This is a genomic window from Methylorubrum sp. POS3 (assembly GCF_043352485.1).
Taxonomy (GTDB): domain Bacteria; phylum Pseudomonadota; class Alphaproteobacteria; order Rhizobiales; family Beijerinckiaceae; genus Methylobacterium; species Methylobacterium suomiense.
Genome location: NZ_JAPRBT010000055.1, coordinates 1 through 9,452, shown reverse-complemented (window position 1 = coordinate 9,452; position 9,452 = coordinate 1). Strand labels below are relative to the sequence as shown.

At 60.8% G+C, this 9,452-nt stretch carries 4 protein-coding genes; 3 read left to right on the top strand and 1 reads right to left on the bottom strand.

The window, feature by feature from the left end; genetic code table 11:
• A partial coding sequence (locus OWC43_RS24480; protein WP_393958905.1) for a beta strand repeat-containing protein occupies positions 1–3,233 on the top strand: 3,233 nt, incomplete at its 5' end.
• 497 nt (positions 3,234–3,730) lie between these two features.
• Here OWC43_RS24480 and OWC43_RS24475 read toward each other — a convergent pair.
• Complete coding sequence (locus tag OWC43_RS24475; protein ID WP_393958904.1) at positions 3,731–5,998, bottom strand: methyl-accepting chemotaxis protein; 2,268 nt, start codon at positions 5,996–5,998, stop codon at positions 3,731–3,733.
• A gap of 827 nt (positions 5,999–6,825) precedes the next feature.
• Here OWC43_RS24475 and OWC43_RS24470 point away from each other — a divergent pair.
• Complete coding sequence (locus OWC43_RS24470) at positions 6,826–7,275, top strand: hypothetical protein (protein ID WP_393958903.1); 450 nt, start codon at positions 6,826–6,828, stop codon at positions 7,273–7,275.
• 155 nt (positions 7,276–7,430) lie between these two features.
• Positions 7,431–8,963, top strand: a complete 1,533-nt coding sequence (locus OWC43_RS24465; RefSeq protein WP_393958902.1) for a diguanylate cyclase — start codon at positions 7,431–7,433, stop codon at positions 8,961–8,963.
• Positions 8,964–9,452: the final 489 nt, after the last annotated feature.

Genomic DNA, 9,452 nt, shown 5'->3' with positions numbered 1-9,452 from the left:
ACGATCGCCTCGATGGCGGGACGGGCAGCGACCAGCTCAACGGCGGGGCCGACAACGACACGCTGCTCGGCGGCGACGGCGGCGACAGCCTCTACGGCGGCAGCGGCGCGGACACGCTCTCGGGCGGCAACGACGCGGACTACCTCTACGCCGAGTACGACCCGCTGACCGGCGGCGGCGACGCGGTCGGCACGGTCAACGTCCTCAACGGCGAAGGCGGCAACGACTACCTCTACGGCGGGACCGGCAACGACCAGCTCAACGGTGGGCTCGACGCCGACACACTCTACGGCAACAATGGACAGGACACCTTGGACGGCGGCGCTGGTGTCGATTATCTCAGCGGCGGATCGGGGGCAGACATCTTCGCCTTCAGCGCATCCCTTCTCGCGAGCAACGCCGATCGCATCGGCGATTTCTTGGCCGCTGACGACACCATTCAGCTCGAAGCGAGCGTCTTCACGGCGCTGAGCACCGGTGCACTCTCCGCCTCGGCCTTCAAAGATCTGAGCACTGGCTCGAAGGATAGCGACGACCGCATTCTCTACGACTCACGCACAGGCGCCCTTTTCTACGATGCCGACGGAAGCGGTACGGCTTTCACTGCGATCCAGTTCGCTACTCTCGACAATAAAGCGACGATCTCAGCCGCCGATTTCGTGGTCGTGGATTCCTCAGTCGTCGTAGGCGGCACGTTTACCGGCACCTCTGGCGCTGACAATCTGATTGGGACGAACGGCAACGACACGATCAACGGGCTTGCCGGCGCCGACCGTATGACCGGCCTTAGGGGCGACGACATCTTCATCGTTGACAATGCCGGGGACGTGGTCGTCGAAGACACGAATGGCGGCACCGATACGGTGCAGACGAGCCTCGCGAGCTATATTCTGGGAAGCAATGTCGAGAACCTGACCTATACCGGTTCGTCCGGGTTCACCGGTACTGGCAACGATCAGAACAACGTCATTAAGGGCGGCGCGGGGGCTGACCGGCTCGATGGACGAGCCGGAGCCGACACCCTGATCGGCGGTGCAGGCAACGACGTCTACAACGTCGACAACCTCAGCGACGTGGTCAGCGAGGAGACTGCTCTCGGCTCAGGCGTCGATGCGGGCGGCACCGACACTGTGAACAGTTCGGTGTCCTACACCCTTGGGAGCCTCTTCGAAAACCTGACTTTGACGGGTTCGGCCATCATCGACGGAACTGGTAATGGCCTCAACAACACCCTCGTCGGCAACAGTGCGGCCAACATCCTGTCCGGAGGAGGCGGTAACGACAGCCTCAACGGCGGCCTCGGGGCGGACACTCTCCTCGGCGGCGCGGGCAACGATGTCTACACCGTCGACAATACGGGTGACGTCGTCAGCGAGGAGACTGCCCTCGGCTCAGGTGTCGATGCTGGCGGTACCGATACGGTGAACAGCTCGGTCACTTTCATACTCGGCAACTTCTTCGAGAATTTGACCCTCACCGGTTCGGCCACCATTGACGGAACCGGCAACGGCTCGAACAACAGCCTCATCGGTAACAGCGCGGCCAACATCCTATCCGGAGGGGACGGCAACGATAGCCTCAATGGCGGCCTTGGGGCGGACACTCTCCTCGGCGGCGCGGGCAACGACACTTATACCGTCGACAACACAGGTGACGTCGTCAGCGAGGAGACCGCTCTCGGCTCGGGCATCGATGCCGGCGGCACCGATCTCGTCAACAGCGCGGTCACTTTCGCCCTCAGCGGCTTCATCGAGAACCTGACGCTGACCGGTTCGGCCACCATCGACGGGACCGGCAACAGCCTGAACAACACCCTCAACGGCAACACCGCCAACAACGTCCTCTCGGGCGGAGACGGCAACGATATCCTCAATGGCGCGGTGGGGGACGACACCCTGATCGGCGGGGCCGGCAACGACTCGCTCATCGGCGGCCTGGGGGCCGACACCCATCTCGGCGGCGCGGGCAACGATACCTACACGATCGACAACGCGGGTGACGTCGTCAGCGAAGAGACAGCCCTCGGCTCAGGCATCGATGCTGGCGGCACCGATTTCGTCAGCAGTGCGGTCACCTTTACCCTCGGCAGCTTCATCGAGAACCTCACGCTGACCGGCTCGGCCACCATCGACGGAACCGGCAACGAACTGAACAACGCCCTCGTCGGCAACAGCGCGGGCAACATCCTGTCCGGAGGCGGCGGCAACGACAGCCTCAACGGCGGCCTCGGGGCGGACACCCTCCTCGGCGGCGCGGGCAACGACACCTACACCGTCGACAACACAGGTGACGTCGTTAGCGAGGAAACGGCTCTCGGCTCGGGCGTCGATGCCGGCGGCACCGACCTCGTCAACAGCGCGGTCACCTTCGCCCTCAGTGGCTTCGTCGAGAACCTGACGCTGACCGGCTCGGCCACCATCGACGGGACCGGCAACGGCCTGAACAACACTCTCAACGGTAACACTGCCAACAACGTCCTCTCCGGCGCAGACGGCAACGATATCCTCAACGGCGCGGCAGGGAATGACACCCTGATCGGCGGGTCCGGCAACGACTCGCTCATCGGCGGCCTGGGGGCCGACACCCATCTCGGCGGGGCAGGCAACGACGTCTACACCGTCGACAACACGGGCGACATCGTCAGCGAGGAGACGGCCCTCGGCTCAGGCGTCGATGCCGGCGGCACCGATCTCGTCAACAGCGCGGTGACCTTCACCCTCAGCAACTTTGTCGAGAACCTGACCCTCACCGGTTCGACTATCATCGACGGAACCGGCAATAGCCTCAACAACACCCTCGTCGGCAACGCCGCCGCCAACACCCTCTCCGGGGGGGCAGGCAACGACAGCCTCAACGGCGGTGCGGGCAATGACATCTTGATTGGTGGGGCCGGAACCGACACGCTGACCGGCGGGCTGGGGGCTGACCAGTTCTTCTTCGCGAGCCCGGGCGGAGGTACGGATCTCATCCTCGACTTCACCCGCTCGCAGGGGGACAAAATCGTGGTCGCCGCGACAGGTTTCAGCGGTCTGACCGCCGGCACGACCCTTCCATCGGACTGGCTCGTCAACGGCACTGCGGCCACGGCGGACCATGGGCAGTTCATCTACAACAGCACCAGCAAGCAGCTGAGCTGGGACGACGACGGAACCGGTAGCGCCGCCGCACAAGTCCTGGCGACCTTCTCGGCCAACATTGGACCTATGAACACGTCAGACTTACTGATTGCATGAACATTAAGGAGAAATTCGATTCCGGCCGGGGTGAAAAGATATCCCTCGGCCGGACGCTGGGCGAAGCAATCTAATTATACCAGCTGTCCAGTTGTGAAGGGTATCAAGCCGAACGGATGCGTGAAAAGCGCGGTTTTCGTGCGCCCGCTCGCATGTTTTGAGGGCCGTACAAGCGGCTGACCCGTGGTGGTCTTAGCTCCTGTTTCCAGCAAGAGATAAGTCCGCCTTGGCTGGCTGCGATGAGCCGTCAGCCGACATTTAGTCGGCAAGCGCCGAACCGCCGCTTTCGACCCATAGCCGACTTCACAGCATCTCGACGCGAGCGACCAGGGTCCGCACCCTCGGTGCCTTACAGCCAAAGGACGCGAGCGCACTCGCCGCGGCAATGCCAACGACGCCACGACAGCGGTGACTCACCGCACTCATGCGGAAAGCGCTCGACGATCTGTGTAGCGGCCCTTACGGAGAGAAGCCTCTTCCGCCGGGGCGCGCCTTCACTAAGCCGCCTTGTCTAGCTTCGCGCTGAGCCGGGCGATCATTTCGGGATCGAGCCAATCCGCGGCTTGGAACTGCACACCGATAGCATCGTCTTCTGCGTAGACTACGCTGGCGCGACGGACGCAGCCGTCGCCGAGCTCGACCGTCAGTGCGGTCCCAGCGCTGGGCAACACCCCCGTGATGAGAAGGCGTGCTCCACCTTCGCTGATGTCATCCAACCGCGCGGTGATAGTTTGCCCGCCGACCAATAGTTGTGCAGACGTGCACGCCTTGCGGCGCTCGGACGACCGTCGCTCGGAGATTGCATGCACAACTTCGTCGAGGCGCGTACTGAACGTTCCCGCCTCACCGAGTAGGTCGTGAGCAAGTCGTGCCAGCTCGATCGCTAGGCGATCCGTCTCGTTAGCCGCAGCCGGCACGACGCCGAGATCCTGAATTGCTGAGCGCGTCTGATCGGCGGCCGCCTGTACGCTCCGGTCAATCTCGGCGGTAGTCGCACTCTGCTCTTCGACAGCGCTCGCAATGGCCGACGCTGTCGTGCTGATCGCTGCGACTGTCTCGTCGATGTGGCCCATCGCCGACAGGACCGCGTGCGAGGCAGAGCGCAAGGCCGTGATTTGCTGACCGATCTCAGCAGTCGCCCTACTCGTTTGCTCAGCTAACATTTTCACCTCGCTGGCGACCACCGCGAAGCCGCGTCCGGCATTCCCAGCCCGCGCCGCCTCTATGGTGGCATTGAGCGCCAGCAGGTTCGTCTGCGCCGCGATCTGGCTGATCACGTTCGTCACGGTGCCAATGCGGGTACTGGCCTGATCGAGCTGTGCCGCCAGTGTGCGGGTATGCAGCACCTGTTCCTTCGCTTGCCGGACCACTGAGTTCGATTGGCTCGCCTGGGTCGCGATTTCGGCGACGGACGCCGAAAGCTGGGTCAGGGCCGCCGCGACACCTGTCACGCCCCCGACCGACACGTTGAGCTGATCCACGGAGCGATCTAGGCGCTCGCGCGTGGTGGAGGCTTGCCCGCTGACGCTCGTCGAGGTCTTGCTCATGGTCCCAGCTAGCGTCTCAAAGCGGCCCATGGCGTGCCGAGTGGCTCCAGTAATGCGCTCCGAGATCTCAACCATGTAGGCGACCCAGGCGTCGCGCTCTACCTGGCGGTCGGCGTTAGCAGACTCGACGATCTGACTGGCAGTGCGGTCGCGGAAATGCACGACGGCCCGGGCGAGTTCGGCGATCTCGTCGTTTCCCTTTGCCTCTGGCACCTTGGCAGTCACGTCACTGTCGGCCAGGACGCGAATGCGGCGGCCAAGCCCGTCAAGCGCCCGTACCACAGACCGGCTCAAGAGCCATGCAAGGCCAAAGGCAAGTGCCGCGACGCTGAAGCCGGCAACACTGGCGAGCATCATTGCATTGAAGAGGCTATCGATGCGGGCAATCAGTAGTCGATCGAGCTCGTCTATGCTCGCTCGCTGAAGCTGGTCGTTGGCCGCGATGGCGGCCCTGACGGCGTCTTCCAACGAAGCAGTCTCAGCTTCCGGGCGGCGCCTAGCCTCATGCGCCTGCAAGATGGCATCGGCGTTGGCGAAAAGACGCGTATAGGTGCCTACTAAGGTTTGGAGCGGTTCCGTAAGTGCTTGGTGCGTCTGTCCGGCGTTGGCGGCGAAAGCCTTACCGAGGCCGCGCTCGACACCCTCAACCCCCGCACGTAGTTTGCCGAGATCGATCAGTCGCGTTGCGTAGTCGCCCTTGCCTAGGTCTACATTGCCGGCGTGGGCGCGAGCGTCGGCGCCGAGCTTGCGACTCAGCTCAAGCACCTCAGGCAGGCGCACCACTGCAGTGTCCATGACATAGAATGAGTCAAGGTCGGGATCGAGCAGTAGGTTCGAGCCGTCGCCTACAGCATCGATCAGGGCACGAGCGGCCGCAGTCTTAGCGGCGCGATCACCGGACGAAAGCGCAGTACCGAGGGTATCGGAGGCGGTGATGGCCTTGTTCGCTTCGGAGTGTGTGGCACTCACTGCCCGCTCGGCCTCGACGGCGGCGGCTGGCAGAGCACCCTCTGTGGGCTGAGTCGCGGCCAGAAGCATTATCTGCCACACGGCCCGGATCTGCGCGATGCCGCCTCGCTCCGCCTCGGCGAAGCGGATGTTGGTCATCGATTGCTGCACGAAAAGCCCAGCGAAGAGGCAGATTGGGATGAGGAACAGGCTGATCGTTGCAACCAGCTTATTTCGTATGGTCAGAGCGCCCCTCACAGCAAGCCTCAATTTATCGTTACGAATGACACTGTGTTATTGGAAACCGATTATTTAATATGGATTAATGTCATCCAATGTCCGCTGATGATTTACAGCGCAATGAATATGATACTGTTCACAATGATGTGAATATCCAGTATGTATTTTATAAATTGCAAATGATATGCTATTGATTTCTCTAGATTCTGTAATAAATTGGCTAAATCGGTAATATATCTCACGATTCCCTTATGAGCAAAGTGTAATTATTCACGTGCCATGCTTAAACAGCGTTCGACATTGTCAGACCTGCGGATCGTAACAATGATAAAATAATATTCAAAGTTGCCTATTGAATTTATCCTGACGCGGCGAGCACTTTATTCTCGTGGAGCAAAACTAGCTTGACGCGAAAGTTGAAGAGGCTGAGTCGATGTCAAAAAATCAACTCGCGCACCATTGCTGGAATGGTGCGATCCTTTTCGCCATCGAAGTCTATAAGCCGTCCGGTCACAGGCGCGGCTGCCAACTCGCTCAGCTGGCACGGCGATCTTGGGCGAACAGTGTCTGGGACCGGCTGCCACGGCATTCTCAGCTTCTTAGCCCTCGCCAACCTGCGGCCTCCGCCTCGTCTTTCGAACAGAACATGCGCTCGCCCGACGCTTCGTCGATCTGAGTGCGCTCGTAAACGCGCGCTGGGCACATGGTAGGTCCGATCCCCCTTTGCGCGAGATGTTGCCCTTTGATGATGCGCGCGCGCAGCGGATGCCGACGGCGTCTCTGGTTAAGAAATTATGCCGTCCAGCCCACCTGACCTATTGGCATGCCAAATCAGGCCCCAGCAGGGGCGTAAAACTTTGACGCACTATGGATTTTTATCAAATGATAGATTTGCATCCTTACCGCTATTAACGTTCTATTTTTGCGTTTATGCGTATTTACAAGCGACCACCCCGCGTCGCAGGGCTGTTATGCTGCTTTCATCTGAACGTTTGCAACCAATTGCGGCCAAAGCCGCAGCTGGCGCTGATGTAATCCAAAACGCACTTGTAGCCATTCGCAACCACCTCGGTATGGAGGTTGCATATTTCTCAGAGTTCGTAGGCGGACGCACCGTGTTTCGCCGTGTCGACGCCCCGGGCCTCGAACACCTGATCAAACCGGGCGACTCCCAGTCCCTTGATGATGTGTACTGCAATCATATCCTGGCTGGGCGCCTGCCCGAACTGATCCCCGATACATCATTGTTACCGTTCGCACGCGACATGCCGATCACGGCTAGTTTCTGCAGTGCCATTCAGACGTAGCGACAGTTCGGTTGAATCAAGAAGGCGAGCTTCGAGGCGATCTTAAGAACAAGTCCTAAACTATGAAACAGCCCCAGAGTCACGAGCATTCACGGCTTAAGTCTTTTTGGGCAGCTGTGGGCTTAGACGCCAGTCAATCAACACGATGCCTGAAAGTGTTCCCGGATGGTCCTGCCAACCGGCTGGCGCGCCAATTTTGCTCCGCTCGTACGTGGATTTCTCTCAGTGTCCTAGCACCGCTCGGCATGCTTGCTGCCTCCGCTGTATTGCTCCTCGATCTCCGACAGGATGCCTGGGACAAGGCGGGGCAAACTTCGACGAACCTGCTGCAAGTCATTGAACGCGACATCGCTCGCAATGCCGAGATCATCGACCTCTCGCTCCGTGCCGTTCAAGACAATCTACGGGTTCCGGGCCTCGCACAGCTTGAGCCCCAGATGCGCCAACTCGTTCTATTCGACCGTGCAGCCTCAGCGCGCAACCTTGGCGGCATGTTTGTCCTCGACGAGAACGGGACACTCATCATAGACGCCGCTGCCTTTCCGCCGCGCAAAGGCAATTATGCGGACCGCGACTACTTTCAGGCGCATAAGGCCAGCCGGCACCTTGGTCTCCATATCGGACGGCCCATCGTCTCGCGTCTTACGGGGGAGCGCATGCTTACCTTCACGCGACGGATCGATAAGCCCGACGGCACCTTCGGCGGCCTCGTGTTGGGCTGCCTAAAGCTGTCCTACTTCACTCACCTGTTCGACCGTATTGGCCTCGGGAAGGAGGGGGCCATCAACTTGTACTTAAACGACGGCACACGCATCACGCGTCATCCCTACCTAGAAACGGACGTCGGGGTGAATATCGCAGGCTCCCGAACCTTCGACCGGTTCGCGCGCGAGGGGAACGGGACCTTCGTTGAAACATCTGTCCGCGACGGCGTGAGACGGTTGTACACGTTCAACCGCGTCGGGGACCTGCCGATGATCCTGAACGTGGCACTCTCTGTTGACGAGATCGAGGCCGGGTGGCGGGCAAAAGCCCTCGTCATCGGGAGCATCGTGCTGGCCTTGTGCAGCCTGACAATTGCGCTCTCGGTACTGTTCGGGCGCGAACTCCAACGCCGCGCTGCGATGCAGGCCGAACTGTCTCGGCTATCGCTGACCGATACGCTGACGGGGCTGGCGAACAGACGCCGTTTTGAGGAGGCGTTCTCGCGAGCGGGAGACGTTTCCCGACGCACAGGCATGCCGCTGAGCTTGCTCGTCATCGATGCTGACCACTTTAAGCGCATCAATGACCGCTTCGGACACACGGTGGGCGATGCGGTACTGAAAGGGCTCGCAGGATGCCTGAAGGCGAGCGTGCATCGCCCCGAGGATCTTGTGGCCCGCATTGGCGGCGAGGAATTCGTGGTACTTTTGCCCAATACGGGCCAAGAAGGCGCGGTGCGCGTTGCCGATAAGGTTCACCGGGAGGTGGCGACGCTATCTCTCGGTCCCAAAGGCATCGCCGCTGGCTCGATCACGGTCAGCATCGGTCTTGCCACCGGCGGGGCTGCGTCGAACGAAGACCTCTACCGAGAGGCCGACGAGGCCCTTTACGCAGCCAAGGCCAGTGGGCGGAACCGGACCCATTGCGAATCGCCAGAAGTACCAAAAGCGACCACCAGTATGCTTCGCTTGATTGCGTCCTGATTTGGTCAGTATTCAAAGGGCACAGCAGCTTTGGATTACGTGCAACGCCCGCTGGTTCCGCAGCGCGCTAAGTCCGTGCGATCGCCTGAGGTTTTTGGGAGCTCGAAAAGGGCAACTTTCGTGCACCCGCTCTCATCAGCCACGGGTGCAGCGTGAGCCACTGATTCATAGCGGCTTTGCCCCATGCTCTCGAGGCGCCGCATTGCGCGATGAGCCAACCTCTGGCTGGCACACGCTAAACCGCCGCTTCTGACCCCTTGCGGACATTCGAGGTGGTGACGTCGAAGGTCCGGATGGGGTCGAAAGCGGCGGTTGAGACGCCGCGATCCTGATGTCGGCTAATGGCGCGAAGACGAACAAAGTGGAGGCGAACTCCTGACCCCTTGCGGACATTTGACCTGCTTCCGCCGAAGGTCCGCTAAGGGTGCAGGCTGTGTGAAAACGCCCTGATCTGGTAGAGTAGTTTCCGATCTGAGGAGGTCGGGATGA